The 24219-nt window shown below is 38.2% G+C and carries 29 protein-coding genes, 1 tRNA gene and 1 riboswitch; of the genes, 22 read left to right on the top strand and 8 right to left on the bottom strand.

The features are described 5' to 3' along the window. Positions 1-13 precede the first annotated feature (13 nt). The 8 genes from FCI53_RS04680 (at position 14) to FCI53_RS04645 (ending at position 8459) form a co-directional block, all read left to right on the top strand. Positions 14-1414, top strand: coding sequence for an FAD-dependent oxidoreductase (locus tag FCI53_RS04680; protein WP_138416321.1), 1401 nt, complete (start codon positions 14-16; stop codon positions 1412-1414). 32 nt (positions 1415-1446) lie between these two features. Then, positions 1447-2226 (top strand): SDR family NAD(P)-dependent oxidoreductase, encoded by a 780-nt coding sequence (locus tag FCI53_RS04675; protein ID WP_138416319.1) that lies wholly within the window; start codon positions 1447-1449, stop codon positions 2224-2226. Between the two features lie 54 nt (positions 2227-2280). Next, positions 2281-2970 carry a metal-dependent hydrolase gene (locus FCI53_RS04670; RefSeq protein WP_138416317.1) on the top strand — a complete coding sequence of 230 codons (690 nt, stop codon included), beginning with the start codon at positions 2281-2283 and terminating at the stop codon, positions 2968-2970. A gap of 66 nt (positions 2971-3036) precedes the next feature. Continuing rightward, positions 3037-4458 (top strand): FAD-binding protein, encoded by a 1422-nt coding sequence (locus FCI53_RS04665; RefSeq protein WP_138416315.1) that lies wholly within the window; start codon positions 3037-3039, stop codon positions 4456-4458. A 431-nt stretch (positions 4459-4889) separates the two neighbouring features. After that, positions 4890-5570 (top strand): GntR family transcriptional regulator, encoded by a 681-nt coding sequence (locus FCI53_RS04660; RefSeq protein ID WP_171038063.1) that lies wholly within the window; start codon positions 4890-4892, stop codon positions 5568-5570. A gap of 163 nt (positions 5571-5733) precedes the next feature. Then, positions 5734-6648 carry a methylisocitrate lyase gene (prpB, locus tag FCI53_RS04655; RefSeq protein ID WP_138416311.1) on the top strand — a complete coding sequence of 305 codons (915 nt, stop codon included), beginning with the start codon at positions 5734-5736 and terminating at the stop codon, positions 6646-6648. A 46-nt stretch (positions 6649-6694) separates the two neighbouring features. After that, positions 6695-7462 (top strand): electron transfer flavoprotein subunit beta/FixA family protein, encoded by a 768-nt coding sequence (locus tag FCI53_RS04650; protein ID WP_138416309.1) that lies wholly within the window; start codon positions 6695-6697, stop codon positions 7460-7462. 16 nt (positions 7463-7478) lie between these two features. After that, a complete protein-coding gene (locus tag FCI53_RS04645) occupies positions 7479-8459 on the top strand; it encodes an electron transfer flavoprotein subunit alpha/FixB family protein (RefSeq protein ID WP_138416307.1) in 981 nt (326 codons plus the stop codon). 102 nt (positions 8460-8561) lie between these two features. Here FCI53_RS04645 and FCI53_RS04640 read toward each other — a convergent pair whose 3' ends face one another. After that, positions 8562-9104 carry a cell wall hydrolase gene (locus tag FCI53_RS04640; protein ID WP_138416546.1) on the bottom strand — a complete coding sequence of 181 codons (543 nt, stop codon included), beginning with the start codon at positions 9102-9104 and terminating at the stop codon, positions 8562-8564. A gap of 384 nt (positions 9105-9488) precedes the next feature. Continuing rightward, the gene (locus FCI53_RS04635) at positions 9489-9872 is read right to left on the bottom strand and encodes a hypothetical protein (RefSeq protein ID WP_138416304.1); all 384 of its coding nucleotides are present in this window, start codon (positions 9870-9872) and stop codon (positions 9489-9491) included. Positions 9873-10090: 218 nt separating this feature from the next. Between FCI53_RS04635 and FCI53_RS04630 the strand changes: the two genes are divergently transcribed. From FCI53_RS04630 to FCI53_RS04620, 3 genes are all read left to right on the top strand, one after another. After that, positions 10091-10163: transfer RNA gene (locus FCI53_RS04630), tRNA-Val, on the top strand. Between the two features lie 662 nt (positions 10164-10825). After that, positions 10826-11608, top strand: a complete 783-nt coding sequence (locus FCI53_RS04625; RefSeq protein ID WP_138416302.1) for a hypothetical protein — start codon at positions 10826-10828, stop codon at positions 11606-11608. Next, on the top strand, positions 11608-12090 hold the full coding sequence (locus FCI53_RS04620) for a hypothetical protein (protein ID WP_138416300.1): 483 nt from the start codon (positions 11608-11610) through the stop codon (positions 12088-12090). Before FCI53_RS04625 ends, FCI53_RS04620 begins: the two co-directional genes overlap by 1 nt. A 203-nt stretch (positions 12091-12293) precedes the next feature. On the opposite strand, the gene FCI53_RS04615 is transcribed toward FCI53_RS04620, so the two are convergent. Further along, the gene (locus FCI53_RS04615) at positions 12294-12593 is read right to left on the bottom strand and encodes a V-type ATPase 116kDa subunit family protein (RefSeq protein ID WP_138416298.1); all 300 of its coding nucleotides are present in this window, start codon (positions 12591-12593) and stop codon (positions 12294-12296) included. A 282-nt stretch (positions 12594-12875) separates the two neighbouring features. Between FCI53_RS04615 and FCI53_RS04610 the strand changes: the two genes are divergently transcribed. The 3 genes from FCI53_RS04610 (at position 12876) to FCI53_RS04600 (ending at position 15521) form a co-directional block, all read left to right on the top strand. After that, positions 12876-13376, top strand: a complete 501-nt coding sequence (locus FCI53_RS04610) for an Hsp20/alpha crystallin family protein (RefSeq protein WP_171038062.1) — start codon at positions 12876-12878, stop codon at positions 13374-13376. 78 nt (positions 13377-13454) lie between these two features. Beyond that, positions 13455-14609, top strand: coding sequence for an agmatinase family protein (locus FCI53_RS04605; RefSeq protein WP_210238480.1), 1155 nt, complete (start codon positions 13455-13457; stop codon positions 14607-14609). 78 nt (positions 14610-14687) lie between these two features. Next, positions 14688-15521, top strand: a complete 834-nt coding sequence (locus tag FCI53_RS04600) for an ATP-binding cassette domain-containing protein (RefSeq protein WP_138416294.1) — start codon at positions 14688-14690, stop codon at positions 15519-15521. A gap of 102 nt (positions 15522-15623) precedes the next feature. On the opposite strand, the gene FCI53_RS04595 is transcribed toward FCI53_RS04600, so the two are convergent. The 4 genes from FCI53_RS04595 to FCI53_RS04585 all read right to left on the bottom strand — a co-directional run bounded on the left by FCI53_RS04595 (position 15624) and on the right by FCI53_RS04585 (position 16939). Beyond that, on the bottom strand, positions 15624-16157 hold the full coding sequence (locus FCI53_RS04595) for a hypothetical protein (protein ID WP_138416292.1): 534 nt from the start codon (positions 16155-16157) through the stop codon (positions 15624-15626). Between the two features lie 77 nt (positions 16158-16234). Then, complete coding sequence (locus FCI53_RS21330) at positions 16235-16402, bottom strand: hypothetical protein (protein ID WP_171038061.1); 168 nt, start codon at positions 16400-16402, stop codon at positions 16235-16237. Positions 16403-16422: 20 nt separating this feature from the next. Beyond that, positions 16423-16644, bottom strand: a complete 222-nt coding sequence (locus tag FCI53_RS04590; protein ID WP_138416290.1) for a spore germination protein — start codon at positions 16642-16644, stop codon at positions 16423-16425. A 67-nt stretch (positions 16645-16711) separates the two neighbouring features. Further along, positions 16712-16939, bottom strand: coding sequence for a spore germination protein (locus FCI53_RS04585; protein ID WP_138416289.1), 228 nt, complete (start codon positions 16937-16939; stop codon positions 16712-16714). 152 nt (positions 16940-17091) lie between these two features. On the opposite strand from FCI53_RS04585, the gene FCI53_RS04580 reads away from it, so the two are divergent. From FCI53_RS04580 to FCI53_RS04560, 5 genes are all read left to right on the top strand, one after another. Further along, on the top strand, positions 17092-17409 hold the full coding sequence (locus FCI53_RS04580; RefSeq protein WP_138416287.1) for a hypothetical protein: 318 nt from the start codon (positions 17092-17094) through the stop codon (positions 17407-17409). Positions 17410-17651: 242 nt separating this feature from the next. Next, the gene (locus tag FCI53_RS04575) at positions 17652-18272 is read left to right on the top strand and encodes a CbiM family transporter (protein ID WP_138416285.1); all 621 of its coding nucleotides are present in this window, start codon (positions 17652-17654) and stop codon (positions 18270-18272) included. 1 nt (position 18273) lies between these two features. Next, the gene (locus FCI53_RS04570; protein ID WP_138416283.1) at positions 18274-18696 is read left to right on the top strand and encodes a hypothetical protein; all 423 of its coding nucleotides are present in this window, start codon (positions 18274-18276) and stop codon (positions 18694-18696) included. An 86-nt stretch (positions 18697-18782) separates the two neighbouring features. After that, a complete protein-coding gene (locus FCI53_RS04565) occupies positions 18783-19604 on the top strand; it encodes a DUF4198 domain-containing protein (protein ID WP_171038060.1) in 822 nt (273 codons plus the stop codon). A gap of 55 nt (positions 19605-19659) precedes the next feature. Beyond that, the gene (locus FCI53_RS04560) at positions 19660-20385 is read left to right on the top strand and encodes an energy-coupling factor transporter transmembrane component T family protein (protein ID WP_171038059.1); all 726 of its coding nucleotides are present in this window, start codon (positions 19660-19662) and stop codon (positions 20383-20385) included. 66 nt (positions 20386-20451) lie between these two features. On the opposite strand, the gene FCI53_RS04555 is transcribed toward FCI53_RS04560, so the two are convergent. Then, the gene (locus FCI53_RS04555) at positions 20452-20892 is read right to left on the bottom strand and encodes a cell wall hydrolase (RefSeq protein ID WP_138416276.1); all 441 of its coding nucleotides are present in this window, start codon (positions 20890-20892) and stop codon (positions 20452-20454) included. A gap of 255 nt (positions 20893-21147) precedes the next feature. On the opposite strand from FCI53_RS04555, the gene FCI53_RS04550 reads away from it, so the two are divergent. The 3 genes from FCI53_RS04550 to FCI53_RS04540 all read left to right on the top strand — a co-directional run bounded on the left by FCI53_RS04550 (position 21148) and on the right by FCI53_RS04540 (position 24070). Next, positions 21148-21852 (top strand): hypothetical protein, encoded by a 705-nt coding sequence (locus FCI53_RS04550; RefSeq protein ID WP_138416274.1) that lies wholly within the window; start codon positions 21148-21150, stop codon positions 21850-21852. 320 nt (positions 21853-22172) lie between these two features. Then, a riboswitch (cyclic di-GMP riboswitch) is annotated at positions 22173-22255 on the top strand. Between the two features lie 52 nt (positions 22256-22307). Continuing rightward, complete coding sequence (locus FCI53_RS04545) at positions 22308-22832, top strand: hypothetical protein (RefSeq protein WP_138416272.1); 525 nt, start codon at positions 22308-22310, stop codon at positions 22830-22832. 197 nt (positions 22833-23029) lie between these two features. Beyond that, positions 23030-24070 carry a C45 family autoproteolytic acyltransferase/hydrolase gene (locus FCI53_RS04540; protein WP_138416270.1) on the top strand — a complete coding sequence of 347 codons (1041 nt, stop codon included), beginning with the start codon at positions 23030-23032 and terminating at the stop codon, positions 24068-24070. Positions 24071-24219 lie beyond the last annotated feature (149 nt).

Raw genomic sequence — 24219 nt, 5'->3', positions numbered from 1 at the left:
GGAAGTGAAAAAAATGGATAGCACAGATTTAATCATATTAGGGGCTGGACTCGCTGGTTTATGTGCTGCGGTTGAAGCGGGAGAACAAGGTGCAAGTGTGTTGCTACTAGAAAAACAGCCGGATGTTGGTGGCAGTTCCCTGCTTAGTGGTCGGTATATGGCGTTTGCGGGAACGCCAATGCAACAGGAGAAAGGGCTTGACGATTCATCACAAGCGCTGATTGATGACATGATGAGTGTTGGTGGCGGTGTCAATGATCGTGAGCTAGTAGATGCCTATGGCGCTCATCAGCTTGAAACGTATCATTGGCTTGTGGATCACGGAGTAGAGTTTAAATCTCTCCAAGCAGTCAGTGGTCACAGCATTCCGCGTGGGCATACGATTGATTCTGATCAAGCAATTGGAACCTTATTTCAGCGGGCACAAGAACTACCGAATGTGACGATTTATCTTGATGCCCCTGCCAAAAGGCTACTAAGTGATGCCGCTGGCAGGGTGGACCGTGTCTATTATGAAATGGATGGGGAAGCAAGAATTACACTTGCAGAAAAAGGCATCCTGCTTACTTCAGGTGGTTTTTCACAAAGTGAAGAGCTACTTGCTCAATTTGCCCCACATCTAAAAAGTGCGCTTCGGATTGGTGGACTAGGTAATAAAGGGGATGGCTTGTTGATGGCATGGGAGCATGGGGCATGGATTAGAGAACTCCCATATCTTAATGGAACGTATGGATTTCATCCGACAGCAGATGGTCCTATTAAACATCAAGGTCTAGCCTTTTATAAAGGGGCCATTATTGTAAATGGAAATGGGAAGCGATTTGTCAATGAATCGCTCTCCTATAAACTATTGGGTAATGCAGCCTTAAAGCAACCAAACGGGGTGAGTTATCAAATATGGGACCAAACTGTCATGGATCAAAGTGTCCCCGGTGATAAACTCTATGACTTTGACAAACTAGCTAACCATGGACTTGTCTATCAGGCAAATACATTAGAAGAACTTGCCAGAGACATAGATATAGATCCTGCCACTTTAAAGCAGACGGTATCTGAGTATAACGAAGCGATAAAAACTGGATCAGATCCGTTTGGTAGAAAAACATTGACCCATAATTATGGAGAGCTGATCCCAATTGAAAACGGCCCATTTTATGCATTTAGAACCACCGTTGCCATGCTTGCGACCTATGCTGGTGTTGCAGTGAATACCAAAGCGCAAGTGATCAATCCGTATCAAGAACCAGTGCTTGGTTTGTATGCTGCTGGTGAAATTGCTGGTGGTTTTCATGGTGCAGGGTATATGACGGGAAGTTCATTAGGGAAAGCTTCTGTCTTTGGCAGAATCGCGGCACTTTCTGCCCTCGGTTTGGATGTTCAACGATCAGAGAAAACGAGTAAAAGTAGTTCTTAATCAAAGTTCAAAGAATAGAAAGGGAGATTTCATTGACTTCTCTTTATGATATGAAAGAAAAAGTGGCATTTGTTACCGGTGCTGGCATGGGTGGACTTGGCGCGCAATCAGCCATTACATTAGCAAAAGCTGGTTGTCACGTAGTCGTGGCGGATATTGCCGATCGCAAACAAGACCTAGACCAGACATTGGCTCAAATCAATAACCATTCCGATCAAAGCTTTGCGGTAACAATGGATATTACGAAAGAAGAAGAGATTGATCAAGCAATAGACCAAGTGATTGCACGTTTCGGCAAACTAGATATCCTTGTTAATTGTTCTGGGGTGATGTTACGCAAGCCTACATTTGATACGAGTATAGAAGAATGGCAACGCATTATCGATGTCAACTTAACAGGTACATGGTTATTGGCTCGTCGGGCAGCAAGACATTTAACAGAACAAGGACATGGAAAAATTATTAATTTTTCCTCCCTATATTCCGACATGGTTGGTCCACTACCTGAACCAGCTTACTATGCATCTAAATCAGGTGTCGTTAATTTGACTCGAGGGCTTGCAATGGAATGGGGCAAACATAATATTCAAGTAAACTGTATTGCTCCTGGAGTCTTTTTTCCGACCAATATGACAGGACCATTGGCAGAGCAACAAGGTAGGCTAGAACAAATGGAAGAGCGGACACTGTTAGGGCGGCTAGGTGATCCCAAAAAAGATATTAGCGGTGTCGTCTTGTTTCTAGCTTCACCTGCTTCTGATTATATTACTGGACAAAAGATCGCTGTTGATGGTGGTTGGAGTTCTTGGTAGACGGCCACTTTACAAATAGAAAAAACAAAAATAAGAAATGGAGCTGATTCAATTATGAGTAAACAACTAACGACACGCTGGATGGGGCATTCAACATGGGAACTAACGACTTCTGGAGGCAAAAAAATCGTGATTGACCCTTGGTATACAGGCAATCCAAAAAATGAGGGGAATAGTGAAGATGTTTCGGCGGATTATGTTCTACTTACCCATGATCACTGGGATCATGTCAAAGACGTCCCACAACTTGTTAAAAATGGAGCTAAAGTTGTGACCCAACCCGAAGTTGATAAACGTTTTGTAGAAGAAGAAGGTTTGTCAGGTGATGACTTTATTCGTATTAATATGGGTGGAACAGTAACACTGGAAGAAGATCTTCATGTCACACTTTTCCATGCCTTCCACAGTGCAGACAGTGGTGCACCAGGTGGGCTAATTATTCGAGATGGTGACTTCACGATAATGAATACTGGGGATACTGCACTACATGGTGATTTGCAACTATATGGGCAACTCTATCAACCAGATCTATTAATGCTACCAATTGGTGACCGTTTTACTATGGGCATCCGTGATGCAGCACAGGCAGTTGCGATGGTTAAACCAAAAGCATGTGTTCCAATGCATTACAATACATTTGGTGCAATCGAACAAGATCCTGCTCAATTTGAAAGAGAAGTGAAAGAAGTAGCACAAGGAGCTAGCTGTTGGATTCCAAATCCAGGTGAAGAAAAAAGTTGGTAAGCCTGTACTTAGATGTAAGAAATTCTTTCGTGTATATCACTACCAGTAATGGAGGAGGAATTAGGAATGGCTTATGAAGAGATTGATTTCGATATTGTTGTGGTAGGATGTGGAGTCGCTGGTACTTCTGCAGCATTAGCTGCAGCGGAAGCGGCCAAGGAACAAAATAAATTTTTAAATATTGTCGTGCTAGAACGTACGTCTTATGAAAATCGAGGCGGAAACTCGCGAGATACGGCGGCATACCTTCGAATGGAAGATGAAACAAAGGTAGCAGATAACTTTGTGGAAGAAATGTTAGAATTCTCTGGTGGACGGAGTGACGAGGCTTATATTCGTACATTGAGTGAAAAAGCAGGGGAAACGATTGCCTGGGTTAAGGACAAAGGGGTAGAGTTCGATTATTTACCAACCTTATTCTTAACGTCGAATCGTCCACGCTTACTTCCTGTTGGAGGCGGTAGAGCAATTATTGACCAGTTAGCAAAGCGTGCGGAACAACTTGATGTACAAATTGCTTATCACTCCAGTGCATGGCGACTTGGTGTAGGGGAAGATGGAACCATCGATGAAATCTGGATTCGTGATGATGAAGGTATTGCTACCAAAGTAAAAACCAAAGCGATTATTTTGGCAAGTGGAGGATTTCAAGGGAATCCAGAAATGATGACTCGCTATGTTGGGAAAGATGCTTACAAGATTCCAACAATTGCTGATGGTGGCCTGTCCGACAAAGGGGAAGGTCTACAAATGACCCTAGACATTGGTGGAAAAAGTGCTGGTCAATTAGACACAATTCATGCTGAGCCATCTGATCCGCGAAGTAATCGAGGGGATGCGGCCATCATGACGTATCCATACGGTGTGCTAGTCGATTCAGCTGGAAACCGCTTTGTCGATGAAGGTATTTCGACGATTGATGAGCAATATGAAGCGGTAGCAAGACGGATTTTTGATTTACCAGACCATATTGCATATGTGATTACTGACCAGAAATTATTCAACATACCAAACTATGAAAATGCGCTACAAACAGAAAAACAGCCAATCGAAGCAGATAGTATAGCGGAGTTGGCTGAAAAAATCAACATTCCGAAAGAACAGTTAGTAAAAACAATTGAGGAATATAATGCAGCTGTTCAACCAGGTGGCTTTGATCCAACTCAGCTCGATGGCAAAAAGACAAAAGGATTATCCCCGGAAAAGTCGAACTGGGCGATCCCAATTGATGAAGCACCATATGTTTGCTATCCAATCCACTGTTCCAATGTGTTCACCTATGGTGGGGTTGCAACCGATACACAAGGTCGAGTGCTATCGAATGATGACCATCCAATCCCAGGCTTGTATGCTGCTGGTGAATTAACAGGATTGTATCACGGCAAATACCCAGGTGGCACATCTGTACTACGAGGTCTTGTTTACGGCCGAATTGCTGGAACAGAAGCTGTTAACTATGTTTCAAGTAAAGGAAAGGTAAAAGTTTAATATTTGGAAGTTAGTTCAGGCTTATCCTGTCGGTTGGGCAGGATAGACTGGATTGGATAATTAATAGGAAATAAGATGCTCTTGAGGTGTAATGAAAGCGGAAATGTGATTGTTTATTATTTCGTAAACATGTTGCTTTTTAATGTTTTTAATGCGCATTTAGATCCTTTTTCTAACATTATCCTTCTTGATAATGTGTATTCTTGGATTGTTTACTATAATGGTTTGATCAGTTAATGACTTACTACCTATTTACAAAATCTTTGGTTAGATGTGGAGAGTGGAAAACATTCAGGATCAGTGAGGCGCAATACAATTATTGTTAAAATGTTAAAATTCGCATAACAAATCTACCAAACAATGGTATTAGAGTATACAATTAATTTATATACTATATTATACCTACTAAAATGAATAAAGGAGATAAAGCGATGCGACCTTCACTATCTAGCCAAAGATTATCCACGAAAGATCTTGTTTATTTTGAAATCAAACAGAAAATTATCGAAGGACTATTAAAACCAAATCAATCGATTAATGAGGAGAGTTTAGCATCTGAATTGGATATAAGTCGTACTCCAATAAGGGAGGCGTTGCAACGATTGGAAATGCAAGAGTTAGTGATCAGATTACCTAATGGGCGTCTGAAAGTTGCACCGATATCTATTCAAGAGGTGGAAGAACTTTTTAATGTAAGAAGTTTACTAGAAGGATTAGTGACAAGGGAAGCTACTATTCAAGCAACTGATAAAGACATGGAGAAGCTGAAACAATATACGCAACTTATTGTGGATGCTTCAGAAGCTGACCAACGTGTTGATGTTGTTAATTTTGGAAGCGAGTTTCATAATTACTTATATCAGATTAGTAGAAATCAAACAGCAACGAAAATTCTCAACCAATTAAATGATCGTGTGTCGAGATATCGTCGACTTGCTCCTACGAAAGACAATAAAAGAAGTCAACAAGCCGCCGAAGAACATAAGAAGTTGTTTGAGGCGATTGCTAATCGAAATCATGATCAAGCTGAAAAACTGATGCGTGAACATATTCATAATAGTTTAAATGCAGCGAAAAGTTCAATTGCATTGCATCTGCACAACAACGAATAATCATTAATCGTTGTGTGTCGAATGATGCGGAATGGCTCCCCTGTATGATATCTAAAAGCAATTGTATACAGTTATGCAATTGTTTTTCGTCCCATAAATTTAGTAGAAAAGACTTCTTATTATAGTGAATAGTCGGAATGTTCAAATAAGTGGAGGGGATGAAATGACGTGGATCAATCAACCAGAGATAGATCAAGTAGAATTTGCAAAAATATTTAAGAAAAAAATGGCAGCTTCCTCAATCCTAAAAATTCCAGGTGCACATGATCCAATGGCGGCACTGGTAGCAAAGCAGGTAGGATTCGAGACATTATATTTATCAGGTGCTGCTTATACGGCAAGTCGGGGCTTACCAGATTTAGGGATCATTAACTCAGAAGAATTGGCTTCAAGGGCTCGAGATATTGTGAGGGCAACCAACCTACCATTACTGGTAGACATTGATACCGGATTTGGAGGTATTTTAAATGTTGCTCGAACCGCAAAGGAAATGGAAGAAGCTAGAGTAGCTGCGGTTCAGATTGAGGATCAAGATTTACCAAAAAAATGTGGCCATCTAAATGGGAAAAAGCTAATTACAGCGGAAGAAATGGCACAGAAAATAAACATGATAAAAGAAATTGCTCCGAATTTAATTGTAGTAGCTCGGACAGATGCTAGAGCGGTAGAAGGAATGGAAAGCACATTAAACAGAATCAATCAGTACATCGAAGCTGGAGCGGATGCTATTTTTCCAGAAGCGATTACCGATAAAGATGAATTCCAGCAGATTAGTAAATTAATAGATGTGCCATTACTAGCCAATATGACAGAGTTTGGCAAGACGCCTTATTACACTGCTGAAGAGTTTCAAGCATTTGGTTATGATATGGTCATTTATCCGGTTTCTTCGTTACGTGTTGCAGCTAAAGCGTATCAAAGCGTTTTCCAAGACATTTTTGACAAAGGTACGCAAAAAGATATGCTGGATGACATGCAAACAAGAGAAGAACTGTATAATATGATTCATTATTATGAATATGAAAATTTGGATCAAGAAATATCCAAAACAGTGTTGCCGACGATTAAAAATAAGTAATTACCAGTCCCAATGAAATATGAAACCATAAGGAGGTTTTAAATAAATGAATATTTATGTGCTTATGAAGCGGACATTTGATATGGAAGAACAGATCGTGATCGAGAATGGCGAAATTCGTGATGATGGGGAATATATCATCAATCCATATGACGAATATGCCATCGAAGAAGCTGTTCAACTACGTGATGAACATGGTGGCGAAGTAACCGTCGTACTAGTAGGGGATGAAGAAGGGGAAAAACAATTACGAACAGCTCTAGCGATGGGGGCTGATCAAGCGTTTCTAATTAATAACGAAGATGTGGTAGATTATGATCAATTTTCTACTTCGAACATTTTAGCGGCCTTTTTTGAAGATCGAGAGTTCGATTTAATTATTGGTGGAAATGTATCAATTGACCATTCCACCGGGCAGGTTGGTCCTCGGTTAGCAGAATTGTTGGATATCGCACATGTCTCCACCATTACAAGTATCGAAGTTTCAGATGACGAAGTGAAGCTTGAAAGAGATTCAGAAGGTGATGTGGAAAAAGTGGAAGCTTCCTTGCCATTATTAGTCACTGCTCAGCAAGGCTTAAATGAACCACGCTATCCGTCACTTCCAAATATCATGAAGGCAAAGAAGAAGCCATTGGAAGTTTTGGATTTAGATGACCTTGATTTGGATGAAGAGGATGTGGAAGGAAAAACAGAAATCATCGATCAGACATTACCACCGAAAAAACAAGCAGGTAGAATGCTTGAAGGCGAAGTACAAGACCAAGTGAGTGAATTGGTTCGTTTAGTAAAAGATAAAGCGAAAGTAATATGATCGAGGAGGTATAGTTATGTCAAAGAAAGTATTAGTAGTTTCAGAAATTAAAAATAATCAATTAAGAAACGTCTCACTAGAAGCATTGACTGTTGCCAAACAAATCGCAGATGGTGGCGAGATACAAGCTGCTGTAATTGGAAGTGAGGTAACGAATCAAGCACATGAACTAGTTTATTATGGTGCAGAAAAAGTAGTTGTCGGTGATGATGATAAATTAAAAAACTATACACCAGACGGGTATGCACAAGCATTGGAACAGATCATTGATCTAGCTGATCCAGATGTGATTGTAGCAGGACATACGGCAATTGGTAAAGATGTTACCGCAAAATTAGCGGCAAGAAAAAAAGCAGGATTAATTTCGGATGCAACTGAAATTGAGGTGGATGATCAAGATATTTTAGTAACAGCACCAATTTTTTCTGGTAAAGCGTTTGCGACGAAGAAAATAAAAGAAGGTGTTCAGTTTATTACCATTCGTCCGAATAACTTCGAAATGGGAGAAAGAGATGAAAATGCTGTTGGAGATGTAGCTAACATTGATGTTGAAATAAAAGACTTACGTACAGTGATTCAAGACGTTGTGCGGAAAACGACAGCAGGTGTTGACCTTAGTGAGGCGAAAGTAGTTGTAGCTGGTGGTAGAGGTCTAAAAAGTGCTGAAAACTTTAAAATGCTAGATGACTTAGCAGATGTGCTTGGAGGAGCTGTTGGTGCATCACGTGGTGCATGTGACGCTGAATACTGTGATTACTCGTTGCAAATCGGTCAAACAGGTAAAGTGGTAACACCAGAGTTATATATCGCGTGTGGCATCTCAGGTGCGATCCAACATTCAGCAGGCATGTCCAACTCTAAAGTCATTGTTGCGATCAACAAAGATCCTGAAGCAAACATCTTTAATGTAGCTGATTATGGTATTGTTGGGGACTTGTTTGAAGTAGTCCCATTATTAACAGAAGAATTTAAACAGCTTACGGCTAGTGTGAATTAATGGGACACGGGGACTTGTTCTGGATGAGGTGTTCGAAGATAGATCGATCGAATAAGTTCAAACCAAAAATGGCTTAGCATCTTATGCTAAGCCATCTCTTCATTATTTTGCAAACACGTGATTACCAATCGTAACCGTCACTTCACGAGTACGAATCCAGTCACTTGTTGCTGTTTCAGGGTTATAGAAGTAGATCGAGCCTTGTCCCATTCCTCTGAAAGCAAGTGCTTCATTAACTGCTTTTTCTGCTTCAGCATCTGGCGTTTCATTAATTGCTCCATTTTCTACAGGTGAAAATGCGTAATGACCACCGGAACGTTCATAAATTACGTCTTTAATTGTATCTGGAAATTCTTGATGATCTACACGATTTAATACTACTGTTGCAACCGCAACTTTACCTGCATAAGATTCACCTTTTGCTTCGGCATGAACAAGTTTTGCTAATAATTCTTTCTCTGCTTGAGAAACGGTACTATCCGGAACCACTAATGTTTCTCCTGGATATAGTAGACTATCTGTGCGGTTATTCGATTTTTGTAATAATGGTAGAGGAACGCCATACTCATTAGCAATACCCCAGAAAGAATCCCCTGTTTGTACTTTATAAGAAGCAGCATCCGCCTGAAGTGGCAGAACTAGCATACTAACTGATAATGTTACGGTTAATAGTACTTTTTTGAATGTTTTCAAACTGATAACCTCCTTGGTTAATTGGTACAAATAAGAGATTAGCAGTTGTAACATAGTTAATCATTACCCAAAAAATTCCTATTAACCTAGTAATAGTGGAGCAGCTTGTCCTTGTAAGCAAGAATTTTGGTATGGCAATAAATTCCACCCAGCAAAAAATGCCATATACTGGTTCCAAAGGTTATAACTGGGACCAATGTAACAACTGTTTCAAAAATGTTACCATGGGACATGGGGACAGGTTTGTTGTCTCAGTTGGAACGTTTGCGTGTGGACAATTACTAGATGTAGAAACGGTAAAAAGGCCAATTCAACAGTTGAATTGGCCTCTATTGATTAATAGTAAGGATATGGAGGGTAAGGGTATGGCGCATAATAAGGGTAAGGAGCAAAAGCGCCGAATGCATATGGAAGCAACGCTAATGTTGCTAGTGACGCTAAAGGAAATCTTCTCGGACGATAACGACGATATCTTCTAGGTTGACGATCGTCACCATAGCCCCCGTATTGGTCAAAACCTGTTTCCTGATTGCGGTCCATTACATCCTCACCAACTAATATCACTACTTGGTCTGCTTCTACATTCAAAATAATACCATCAAACGATGTACCATCTGTTTGTGTTGCTAAGACGTGGTGGTGCAAGTAATGACGGCATTGATCGTGTACATGTCTTAGTTGAGGTTCATTTGGTTGAAATTCTTGATAGTTTTCATTCATTTCCAATAACTCCTTTCAACATCTTTCACCACCATGATATTCAACCATCTCGTCCTCTGTTCCACAGGGGTTCTGTCCTAATTTAATAAAAAAATTTTGTATGCTTTCCATCCATTAGTTAAAATTATTTCTATATAAATGATTAAAGAGGACATAATCTGTTGACAAATTCCGAATTTATCATTATATTTATAGTGTCCATTACAAATTTATAACACGATTCCGTAGCTCAGCTGGGAGAGCGCATGCTTGACAGGCATGAGGTCGTTGGTTCGAGCCCAATCGGAATCACTAGTACAAAGACGCTGAACTTCTACAATTATAAGAGGTTTGGTGTTTTTTGTTAGTACAGATATTTCGTTATTTTACTAGTACAGCACTATTGGGGAAAATGGAAATAAGACTATTAAACCCAAATGTGCTGATGAGTATCTCTTATTCCTCTACAATTTGTTTTTCGAAATAATCACAAAAAGAAATTGTTTGTTTTTTATCTAATTACAAGTGCTCTTATAGTATTCCAATTTCATTATGGTCCATCTTTGTTTGGGGAATGTGGATGGGGTAAGACGAAAGTTTTCAGATTGCAGGATAAGAATAAAGTTTAGTCTAACTGCCAACTAACTGGCTCAGTTCTAGGGTGAAACAATAAATCACACACTATTAGGAGTACAAACCGCATTGCGTTTCGTACTCCTATTTTTATTGGTATAACAACATTATTGCTTTTTAACTCCTGTATTGACATTGTAAATAGCAATCTGTTTAACAGGCGTACAAAAAATCTATTTACTTTTTGAATTCAGATGCTAAAACGGATTACGGCTCCAATCCGCTTCATTAATTAACGACTAAATGAATAAGTAATTTAATTAGTAGAAAAATATGGACAGTTATTTTTTAGGACAGAAAAAATATTTCAAACGTAACAAAAGAAAGAAGGAATATTTCCAATGAAAACAGGATCGAAGAGAAGAGTTCTTCCAAGAGATTTCCTGAGCATTTTTGATACAACTATACTTCATTTAAGAAAACCTTACATAATTGCATGGTGGTCAGTAGCTTTCCCGGGTTTTGGCCATATTTTACTTGGTCATAATTTTCGTGGCATTGGTTTAATAATCTGGGAAATTTTTATTAATACGCATTCTAAAATAAATGCTGCTATGGTTTATTCATTTATGGGAAATATTCAACAGGCAAATGAGGTTTTGAATCCTAAGCTATTGCTTTTATACATTCCCGTGTATTTATTTGGAATATGGGATAGTTATCGAGGGGCAGTTGGACTAAATAAAGAGTATAAAATAAGTGAAAGTAAACAAGCACCAATAAGGAAGTATGAAATTAATAGTACAGGAATTAATTTCCTGGATAAAAGAAGTCCGCTTTATGCTTTAATTTGGGCTTTATTTATTCCAAGTTTAGGCCAATTTTATCAACACAGGATATTAGCAAGCTTTTTTACTCTTCTATGGACCGTTATTTTTATATATAACTCAAACTTTATGGAGGGATTTATCTATTTAGTACAGGGACATTTTGAAAGATCAACCGAAGTCTTAAACAAGCAATGGCTTCTATTTCTTCCTTCCTTTTATTTCTTTACGGTTTATCAATCCTATAGTGATACTGTTGAATTAAATAAATTGTTTATAAAAGAACAAGCAGAGTATTTGGAAAAGAATTTTCAGCCCTCGGATTTTAAAATAAATAAAGGGAGATTGGTCGAGTAATGCAAATCTTTGCAAGCTTTGAACACTCAACGTATCTAGAAGTCGGAATAAGCGAACTTCAGAAAAATGGGATAACAGATATGTTTGCAGTGCCATTAAAAAAAGTAAATAAAGAAGCTACCGTTTTAGATTCTCTAACACAATCAGATGGTCGTTCGTTTCTAGACTCCGGTTTTGCTTTAGCGGTGATTTTATCTACGATTTTTGCTAGCAAGGGATTTGAATGGGAATTAGGAGCTATTTATTGGGGATTGATTGGCGCAGGTAGTGGTATTTTAATTGGTTTACTATTTGAGATTATCTCATTTAAACTGAAGAACAAGGATAAAAAAATTCGGCTGATGAAAAAAGACAATCAGAATAATGGAGAAGTCATTTTAATTATCAATTGTGAACAAAAAGATGATCAGTTAGTATCCGATATTCTTAAGAAGAATTTAGCCATTGGATTGGCTAAAGTAAGTAGTGATAAACATGACTAACAATCAACTTGTTGATATTTAACACTAGTTTTTGATGGGTTATCCATACGATAACAGTGCAACCATCCGTAAAACTCCCACTTCAAAACATGAAGTGAAACGAAATGTTTAAGTGGGAGTAGACGGACGCTAACCCCCCGAATGGTTCAACTAACACTCAGGGGGAAGAGCAAAAAACCCCCACTGAGTGAAGTTTTACTCCATTAATGATTTTCCTTCAAGGCCTGATAATACATATCCTGTGTCGGAACGGTGTTTGTATCCATACATTTTTCGATCAATTCACGTAAACGAACATTTTGTTGAAACATTTGTTCATTTACCTCTTGTAAATAATTCACTTTATTTAGTTCGGGTGCAGCAGTTTGTTGCGCAGATTCTACTGTTTTTTTTAGTGCTAGGTCAAGCTCGGCCTGTAAACCTTGGAGTGAGCGTGATAATTGTTTGTTGTCTTGTTCCACTTGGCTAATCCGTTGTTCTAACCGTGCAACCTTTGCTTCCATTGCTTCTTAAAACCCCTTTACTAGTTTTTTATTCTATGTATCTAGTTAGTTTATGTTTGAGCTAATCGTGTTATTACAAATTCACTTCTAGGATTGCCAAGTCCTTACCCTCTCAACTGGCAGTCACCCCCAATGCGAATATGAAGTAGAAACGAAACAAGATAAATGGGGATGAAGAAAATCTACACTGGTGGGATTAAAAAAATTTTAAAAACTATACAGGCACACCTCTCCACTTTTATCACTAAACTAAGGATAAATGGGTGGAAAGGAGAGGGGAACTTGAATAAGTATTGGCCGAAAAAATGGAATGAAAAATTGCCAAACTTCCTTGGTGAAGATTTTTTTGCAAGCTTTGATTTTCTAGAAGAGGAAGAAAACGGAAATAACAACAATAATAATAATAACGGAAATAAAGTTAGTAATGGTTCAGGTATAAAGGTCAATATTTGTGAATCGGAGAACGAGCTATTGTGTATTTTTAGGGTGCCTGGCCTGAACTTAGAAGATGTTGAAATTGATGTATACGATAAAACACTAGAACTTGTCGGGACAGTCGGAATTGATCATAAAGGATTCAGCCCGATTCATATGGAGCTCTATCAAGGACCAGTTATGCGAAAAGTTCAGTTACCATACCCGGCTCGTCACGACAAAATTGATGCCTCTTATCATCACGGTTACTTATATATTTTGTTACATCGGTTGATTCGTTCAAAGGAGACACGACAAAAATTGGACGTCCATGATCTAGAAGAAATGAATCAAGAGAGTCATGAATAATAAACAAATGAATATAATGAACCGAATGATGAAAACACCCACATCAATTGGAATTTCAGACGATCAGGAGGTGTTGTGTTGGGGTTCTTTGACAATCACGGTTTGAGCTTTCGGCAGAAAAAAGCGTTAGAAAGTGATCGGACCACAGATTTGTTAGGTATTGAAAAAGCAGAAAAAGAAGCAAAAATTCCTGAATTTGAAAAGGAGAAAGAGATTGAGCGTTCCTTGAAATATGGGCTGAAGGGGGCTCCTTCGATAGGGGACCAAACGATTTCCACTTTTTCTAGGGAATCTAGACCACCACAAGGAGGTATTCCTACATTTTTACGGACTCCATTCTTAGAAGATGTCCGGCGAGTAGGAGAATATGATGTAGCATTCATGGGGGTGCCATTTGATATCGGGACGACGTATCGTGCCGGTACTCGTTTCGGACCTGAGGCGATGCGGCGAATTTCAAAGCTTTATACGCCGTACAGTTACGAAAAAAGTGTTGATCTACAAGAGTCATTAAAAATGTGTGATGTCGGTGATGTATTCACGATTGCAAACATAGAAAAAAGCTTTGATCAAATTTACAGAGCAGTATCTCATGTTTTTTCGCAAGGTACATTACCAGTCATGTTGGGTGGAGATCACTCGATCGGCTATCCATGCTTACGGGCTCTAGCGGATAATGTTGATGGCAAAGTTGGGATTATCCATATGGACCGTCACTTAGATTTACAAGAGAAAGATATGGATGAACGGATGCATACAACTCCTTGGTTCCATGCGACAAATATCCCAAATGCACCACCATCGAACCTTGTCCAAGTAGGAATTGGTGGTTGGCAAGTACCAAGAGAAGCAGTTAAGAATGTACGGAAATTTGATACTACCGTTATCACAATGGGGGATATTGAACGACTTGGTGTTGATCATGTTGCAGATATCGCCTTAGAGAAAGCATGGAGAGGGGCAAAAGCTGTCTATTTAAGTGTTGATATTGATTCCTTTGATAGCGGTTTTGTACCAGGAACTGGCTGGCCAGAACCAGGTGGATTCCTACCACGTGAAGGTTTGCAGTTTATTGACCGTGTTGCTAGTGAAGGGGTGTGTGGCATGGAACTTGTTGAAGTTTCACCGCCATATGACGTAAGTGATCAAACGGCATTACTAGGTACTCGTGTGATTGCTGATGTGCTGGCAGCAATGGTAAGAGAAGGAAAACTTGGTAAAAAATTTACTTGATGATGATCAAGGAGTCCCATGGATACTTTGTTGGGACTCCTTCTTGTTAAGAAAATACGTACGTAAGGAGGGGAAAACATGTATGCGATGGAAATTAACAATGTAACGTATCGGTATGATAGTGGTGTGGAAGCATTGAAAAACCTAAGTCTACAAATTCCGCTCGGAGCAAAGGTAGCTCTATTAGGTCCCAATGGTGCAGGGAAATCTACACTGTTACATCACTTGAATGGTTTAAAAGTTCCAGATGAAGGTTCGATTAAAATTATGGGTGATCAAATTACAAAGAAGAGTGCGCCAGCCATTCGTAGAAAAGTTGGGTTAGTTTTTCAAGATCCTGACGATCAAGTGTTTTCTGGAACAGTGTGGGATGATGTGGCCTTTGGACCACGGAATTTACATATGACAGAGGAAGAAGTAGAGGAAGTTTGTCATGCAGCACTAGGGAATGTTGGTATGTTGGAGTATAAACATACGCCACCATATCAATTAAGTTATGGTCAAAAGAAACGAGTGGCAATTGCTGGCATTTTATCAATGAGGCCAGATATCGTCATTTTAGATGAACCAATGGCATTTTTGGATCCTGCTGGACAAGATGAAGTAGCAGGTTTACTACAAGGGTTAAATTATATGGGAAAGACGATTCTTTTATCTACTCATGATGTGAATTTCGCCGCTTCATGGGCGGACATGGTCATACTGTTAAAGGACGGGGAACTATTAACTGCTGGAGATATTAGCCTTTTAATTGATGAATCATATATTAAGGAAGCCAATTTGCATTTACCTATTATTGCAAGAACATTTAAAATGGTTCCAGACTATGCTGATGCACTCCCAATCAATGAACAAGATGCTTATCGAATCTTGTTTAAGATGTTTAATGAGAAAGACAAGTATATTTATTAATCTAGTAGAACGCCTATGTATAATAAAAAGGTTTTCATTATAATGAAAACCTTTAAATATTTCTTTTAGGTATGCTTAATGAATATTTGTTGGTGGTACAAGCTAGCTGGATGGATTATTATCTGTTGTCTGATTTGATTCTGAGTTTGCTGTACCGTTTTGATTGTCTTGATTCATCGTCTCCTCTTCATTTTGTTGATTCATGATATTATTTTCAACCTCTTCAGTATCCATACCGTTAAATGAAACTTGATCATTGTCTGCAAGTAATTCTTGTAACTCCTCCGCATCACTAAGTGAACTTAATCCAACCAGTAAGGATCCTGATAACTCTTGCACATTTAAATCTTGAATTTTATTATTCACATTCTCTACTGTAACACTTTTTTTATTGGCTAATTCTTCTTTAATTTCCTTGTTTTCTTCTTCCAACTGATTAAGTTTTTGATAGATTCTATCCAGCTGTTCTAATAATTCATTGGTATGGTTTGGTTGTTGATCGTGCCATACTTCTTCTTGGTGGACAGGTTGTTCACCATGCTGTTGTTGACCAGAGCTTGGTTGATAGGATGTATAGGGATAGGGGTAGTTCCAATAGGAAGGATGGTATCCTTTCCATTGATAATGATGATTCATCGGTGTCCCTCCTAATAAAACAGACTATAAAATTTATCAGTCTATATGTGATTGGATATAGGGAAAGGTGATCTCTATTAATTATTTTCTTCTTCTTCCTCAAAGGATTTCTCTTCATAATGTTCCTTTGGAAGCCTAATCGATTGGGATTTATTCTTGGCAAAAAAAACTTTCCCTACGTTCATAGAACCTAATGTACTAATTGAATTGATATTTATATTTTTTATATTAATTTTAAGATTCATAAAATGTCAGCCTTTCCCTCTTAAACTTGTTGCTGGGGTTGATCTTTTACATCTGGGTCATAGGCATAGTTCTTATTATCAAATCGTAACGGACTATTGTTGGCATCACCAGCTTGCCAGTATCCCACATTCATTTTGACATTGGCTTGGTGTTGGGTATGCCAAACATTTCCAAAATTAATGGAACCATTGTTCATAATATTATTTATACGGATACCAAATATATTATTTGTATGACTCATATAGATCCTCCTTGTCATACATCTAATCACTAACAGATAGCAGGAGAGTATTACCTCCTGCTATACATTAGATTTGTGCTTGCGGTTGGTCTGTTACATCCGGATCATTCGAAATGTTTGAATTGTTAAATTGAAGTGGACTAAAGTTGGCATCACCTGGTTGCCAATAACCGGCATTCATTTTCATGTTTGCTTGATGTCCTTTATGTGCGGCATTACCATAGTTCATTGAGGCATTATTGGTCGCGCCGTTAATCCGAATTCCAAAGATATTATTAATGTGTGTTGGGACCATGTTGCACCACCTTAAAAAAGGATTTAACGATACAATATTTTATTCACAGGATCTGTAAAATGTGAAACGTCAAAAGTGACGTGATTTATTCCCAAAAAGGCCTTTTTTGAATACAGATATAAGGAAACTACTTTTTTGAGGAGGAAGTGCACGTGTACCAATATTATTATCCAACGAACGTACCGGGAAATTATATACCAACATATCCTTATCAAACACCACCAATGCCAACGTATGGAATGGCGGATCAACATGTTGTTAAAGGAAAGAAGAAAACAACATACGATCATACGGGTATGACGAAAGGGAATATTTGTGCTTATGCACCAGAGGGACCTGTGACTTATAATAAGTTAAACATTAAACATTATCCATCAGATGATTATAAGATACCTCATCCAAAGGGATGGTTGCATACAATGCATACTTCGCAACACCTGGGAGCTTATGTACCATTTAGAGATGAGTAAGGAAGGAATTAATGAAAAAACGCTTGGAGTCACTTCAAATCCAAGCGTTTTTTCTGTGTAGGAGACTCTTAAAATAGAATAAAACGAAGCGAACTCTTACTTTTGCATGCACAGTTGAGATATATAAAACGATTCCCTTATCATTCATAATGTTCATTTGTAAGTAATATAGTTAGGTGAATCCGTTTTTCGTTTGTGTTGTAGGTAGAAGATGGTATTTATAGATGGATGGGAGGTTCGTTATGCATGTTGCTGACGGTGTATTAAGTATTTCCATAGCTGTTGCCACAACAGCGGGTGCGGTAGGTGTTCTAACCTATGCGTTGAAAGGGACAAACGAAGAAGAAATTCCTAAAATCAGTCTGCTGTCTGGTACTTTCTTTGTTGCATCCTTAATTAACATTCCAATTGGTCCAACGTCCATCCATCCATTATTAGGTGGTTTTCTTGGCTTGGTATTAGGGCGACGTGCCCCGTTAGCTGTATTTGTCGGATTAGTTTTACAGGCCATATTATTCCAACATGGGGGGATCAGTACGTTTGGGGCAAATATGTTATTAATGTCGATCCCAGCGTTACTGATACATTGGTTATTTACATATTGGAAATCCCCATCGCTTTTTTGGAAAGGGTGTATTGCCGGTTTTACGGCTATTGGTGTTGCTGTTTGTTTGTTAATCGTTCTTTTATTACTCTCGGATGCTCGTTATGGATCTGGTAGCTTCTCTGTGATACAGATAGTACTCGTTTCCTATTTCCCTCTTGCGTTATTAGAAGGCGTACTCACTGGTTTTGCGCTTCATCACCTTGCATCAATTAAGCCGTATCTTTTCAAGTCATTGACGGAAAAGGGTGGTGAGTAGGGTGCTAAGTAAGAAGGTTTATCAACTTATTGTCGCTAGTTCGCTTATTTTGACTATTTTATTTTTTTATCCAATGATTGCGGAAGCACACAGAATGATTATTGAGCATGTTGATGATCGTGTTATTCAAGTTCGTTATGATGACGGTACTCCTGCCAAACTTGCAGTTGTCACCACCTATGATGCAGATGGCAGGCAATTATTTAAGCATGAGGTGAATGATGAAGGTTACCTGGATTATGAACATCAGAGCGATGTTCATCGACTTGTAGCTAATGATGGATTAGGACACCGAGCATCGTCAATCCAAGAAGATACAAACGGTATGGAAGGGATTCCTGTTTTTATTCGGGCATTGTTAGGTGTTTCCTTTTTATCATTCATTGGAGCAGTTTTTTATGTTCGAACGCGTAAGAAAAAGTGATGGGGTGAGGAATGGCAAATGAAAGGTGTTATGTTGGTAAATCTTGTCTTGGATAAAGTACGTTTATGGAAAGGTGGAAAAATTCAATGAAACAAATGGTTCTATCGATCTTTTTCTTCCTACTGCTTTTTTGTCTGTTTGTACCAGGCGTCCATGCACATGAGCTGTATATTGATGTAGAGGAATTTTCAGAAAGAGAAGAATTAAGGGTTGATGTTGTTTGGGGACATATACGTGATTATATGAGTGAAGCAAGTCATAAGGATTATCAACTCTCTGTGCGTTATCCAGATGGCGAAGAAGAACAACTTGAATTGGAAGCTGCTGGAGTCAGTGCAAGGGCATACGTTCCAATTAGTGATGAAGGTGACTATATTTTTTGGGCAGAACGAAAACAAAGTACATATACACCAGATGATAGTGATACGACACAACTAAGTAGTCAAATGGCCAAACTCGCTTATCATGTCGGTGATGGTAATACAACGGCAGAAGATCCAGTTGATCTAGAACTTGAAATTATACCAGAAATAAATATAGCTGACTTTTCAACAGGTCGTTTGGAAGGGCAAGTTACATTAAATGGAGAACCAGTTGGAGAGACGACAGTGACAGCATATGGTCCAGAACATGAAGTGTTAGAACAAGTCTCAGATCAAGACGGAAAGTTCACCTTTGATGTTCAATCAACCGGAAAGTGGTTAATCAAGGCGAATGTTGTACTCGAAGAAAGTGGTTCCATCGACGGTGAGGAGTATGAAGAAACAAGTCATACATCGACATTACTGCTTGATACGAATGAAGAAGAACCATCTAGTAATAATAGTTGGACATTAGTTGCCATGTTAGTCATTGGATTATTTATCGGGGCAACGATTATGCTGTTGGTACAAAATAGGAAAAATTAGCGGTTAGCTTATAAACGAAAGACCCAAGTGTGTTCTAAATAGGGGTATGATAGCTATGAATAATCAACAACAGGTTGGCACAGTGCCAAAGTGGGCCGCAAATTGGGAATCAAGGGCTAAACTAATTGCTGCTATTGGTTATATATTTGGCGTGATTAGCTTAACAAACCTTCCATACGTAATGGCTGCTTATGTTTTATCTGTTATTGTATTCGTTGTGATGAAAATACCTATCACATTATTATTACAAAGGTATTTAATTATAACGCCATTCCTGTTATTAATGACTGTTCCTTTGTTATGGCAACAAGAAACGGGTAGTGTTATCTTTGCAATGCTAATCCTTTTAAAGGCTTTTACGTCGATGACAATTATTACGATTGTATTGGAATCCCAGAGCTTAGATCAATTGGTTAATGGTCTTGCGGGCTTTCGAATTCCGTTAAAGTTAATAACGATTTTAGTTTTATCTTACCGTTATGTATTTATGTTTCTCGAAGATATCGATAGAATGTTAACGGCTGCTAAATCTCGTTTTTTTCGTGGGGGCATTAATGTTGGTAAATTACGAGTTTATGGTCAGTTGACTGCAGGATTACTAGTGAGAGCAATTGAACGATCGGATAATATGTATAAGGCGATGGCATCAAGGGGATTTGATGGACAATTACAGTTCAGCCCGCCGAAACGGATGACAAGTAAAGATATCATAAAAACGGTCCTTGCTATAAGCATCATCACCATAATTATTGTAATCGAAAGGAGTTCTTTCTTTAGCTAAACGTTGTGGAAGCTTGGGGTATAGCGACATACGGTGTAATCCGTTGTCGCTATACCCCAAACTTTTTTACCATCTATAGGCGCTATCGCATGTATTTGCGATTGGTTCATAATAACAATGTTCCTTGTATTGTCCAGCAAATGGTTGACTGTACCATTGTGGTGGGCATGCACCAGCCGGATTAAAGTACCAAAGAGAATATTTGGAAGGGTGTTCTCTCCAATATTTTAGCGTTTGTTCGGCTAATCTTTTTTCTGATTCTCTTGCGCGTTGATAAAAAACATTCCCTTTTTGAACTGCTTCAAAAGAATAATTTCCTCCTTGGACTTGGTAAATGACATCGTTGATTGTTCTTATATCTTCAAAGTCCAAACAATCAGCTTTTGCCCGATTTACAATCACATTCCCTACCATAAGCATTCCTTGTTTTCCTTCACCTTCTGCCTCTGCTCTCATCATCCTAGCCATTAAAGAAACATCACTATCTGTATATTTTACTCTAGCCAATTTCATCACCTCTATAAGGATTGTATGAAGAAACAGCTCAAAATGTTTTTAAAAATCAAAAATATCTAGGTTATTTTGAAGATTTTTTGAAAAAGGTTTGTTAGGTTAATTGTATTCAAATTGTTTGATCCGTGAAAATGGAATAGACATCTGAATTATCGACATTATCTAAACTTTTCGACTTTGATTTAATTTAAAATTTTTATGGTAAAATGGTTTTGTTTGCAAAAAATTGTAGAAAGGAACATAAATAAAATGAAGAAATTTGTATTTATTCTATTACTTATAACCGTAGCATTAGTAGGTTGTGGGACCCAGGACCAGATGGAAGAAGTAACGGCTTTGATTGAAACGGGAAACTATGACGAGGCGATCAATAAAATAGAGGAAGATCAGTTAACTGATACATTTAATATCGATGAATTAGAATCTCTTAAAGAAATGGACAGTTTATTTAGTGAGAGTGCGTATACCCGTGTGCTTTCACAGTATAAAAACAATCCAATTACGAACGAAGAGCTACAATCAACTTCTGATGACTTATTAATTCAATCCATAGAAGGATCTATGGAGAATGTACAAGTGTTAAAACTAGCCATTGTAATTGTAGACGGTTTTGATAGTGATACAAAGGCAAGAATTGAGGAAGGTTTTGAATTCGAAAAAATCAAACAAGAAGTAGATAGTATTGCAGAAATGGAAGAGTTATTAGAAGAAGGAGCTTATACACGTGTGCTTACACAGTATAGAAATCAGCCAATCACTGTTGAAGAACTGCAGCCTACATCTGACGAACTTATAGTTCAATCGTTAGAGGGATCCTCGGAGAATGCAGAAGTGTTTAAGTTAGCAAATATGATCGTAGAAGATTTTGATAATGAAACACAAGATAGAATTAAACAAGACATTGACCTAGAACAGGTAAAACAAGAACTAGATGTTGATACAGAGCAAGAGTAACTATTGTCTGAACGAGATACTTTCAAATGAAAAAATTCACAGGTTACTTTTACTGACTAAAAAACATGGAAACTCATGCTGGATATGAGTTTCCATGTTTTTTTTTCACGGGCAGGAAAGTATAAAATGTTAGCTAAGATGAATCATTTGCGTAGTTGAAAGGTTGTAATCAAATATGTGCACGAAGCCTCTGTCTTCACCAAGAGCTTACTTTATGATTGTTTCTTTAAAAACGAAAAGGAAAAGGTTATGTTTTCAAACCAATTAATGGGTAATGCACCATTAAGATGCTATATACTTTCCATCGCTTTTATTGTTTAATATTCCTATGGCAAACGTGCTGAAAGGTACGGACGCAAAGCTATAGGGACTAAGGCAAATGCTAAGTCAGCCAGTTGCCACTTCGCCTTTGAAGTGGGGATTTTAAAAAATCTCAGTTGAAAGGATGATTTTGGATGGAGATCACAAAATCAAGAAAAGAAAGATTACAAGCATCAAATAGAGTAAGACCAAGTAAGAAGAAAGGTTCTTCAGTAGCGAAGAAGTTTTCTATCATCGTTTTAGCCATGTCGTTATTCTTTGGAGGAACAGCAGCATATGCAGCAATAAATCCTGCTTTTCTGACCCAATTATCAAACTTCGCTAATTCTGTTTTCGCTTCAAGTGATGCAGAACTTGTTACAACAGGTGAAAGTGAAAATGGTGCAACTGTTTCCGATCTAGGAACATTTTTAGAGCAATTAAAAACGAAAATACAAACACAAATTACAGGACATGCTGATGTTGAAAAAGAACGTATCGGTACAGAAGTAACAGAGTATAACGATAGTTTACAAACAGAAGCTGATAGTAAAGCGTCAACAGAAATTGAGGCCAAAAAAGCTGAATTAACAGAAACTGCAAATACGCAAATTACTACTGCTCAACAAGCACTAGATGCAAAATTTAATGAAATCTTTCCAGAAACAACTACAGAATAATAATATTGAAAAATACGCATGAGTAACTCATGCGTATTTCTGTGTAAGGATATCTACAATTAGGTATCCTTACACAGAAATACTAAAAGACGTTAAGGAATTCAATTTAATAGGTGCACCACATTTGACCAATCTTTCCATCATAAGATAATGTATGAACTTGACTACTTGTAGGTTTTAGAAATGAGGAATTTTAAATGAAACAAGTTTATAGTGATGTCATTCAATTTAGAGGAAATCATTATGATTTTGGATATATGCAAGGGGAGTTGTTAAACGAGTCTCCAATCTTGCCAGTTCGCCACAAGCAATGGGCGTCGAGAAGGAAGCGCCATTTTAGTATCAATGCGAAGGAATCTATTGATCTATTGTCAACATTTATTCCAGGTATGTTAGATGAAATTCAGGGGTTAGCGGATGCATTACATTGGAAGAGGGAAGATGCATTGCGTGAGTTTGGCGGTCATTATGTGGATTATGGACGAAGTGGCTGTTCGATTTTAACAGGAGATAAATTTTTGATACGTAATTATGATAGCCATCCAGCCGGGTATGAAGGCCGGTTTCTTGCTTATCAGCCAACCGATACAGGTTATGCGGTGATGGGCCCATCCATGCAAATAACTGGGCGAATGGATGGGATCAATGAAAAAGGTTTGGCAATGGGCTATAACTTCATCAATCGGGTTGGTTCTGGTGATGGGTTTATATGCAATATGATTGGACGGATTATTTTAGAAACATGTGCAACAGTCGATGATGCAATCATGTTATTAAAGGAAATACCGCATCGTACATCATTTAGTTATGTAGTATTGGATCCAACCGGTGAAACATATGTAGTGGAAGCATCACCACGTTCTGTAGTTGCGCGTAAGTCTAATGTTAGTACGAATCATTTTGAAATGTTAAAAGAAGAGAACAGGTATCGAATGGATGATTCGATTCGCAGACAACAATTGATGGCGGAAAAGCAAAAGGATGTTTATCATGCATTTCGGATGTTAAATGATAAAGAAAAAGATGTTTTCTCACCAAAATATGATGCATGGTCAGGTACATTGCATACTGCTGCGTATCTTCCACAAGAGAGAAAAGCATGGTTCGCAATCGGTGCTAATCGCATGCCAGTGATTTTTGATTTCAATCGCTTTTTACAAGGTGAAAAGATCAACATTAAACAAATTAAAGGTATGCTTGACTATGATACACCGTTTATTAATATGGAAACAATTTAATGGAAAGCTGACAGACCGTGAGTTGGGCTGTCTGCTTTTTTTGTTTTACGCTCTATTTGCATTTCTTTTTTTAGTACGCATTAGCTATAGTATGTTCATTAACTTTGCTTTTTTTACTCTGATTGCAATGAGTGTTATACTCTCGCTTC

The organism is Aquibacillus sediminis, from assembly GCF_005870085.1.
GTDB lineage: Bacteria > Bacillota > Bacilli > Bacillales > Amphibacillaceae > Aquibacillus_E > Aquibacillus_E sediminis.
This window is presented reverse-complemented; position numbering and strand designations above follow the sequence as displayed.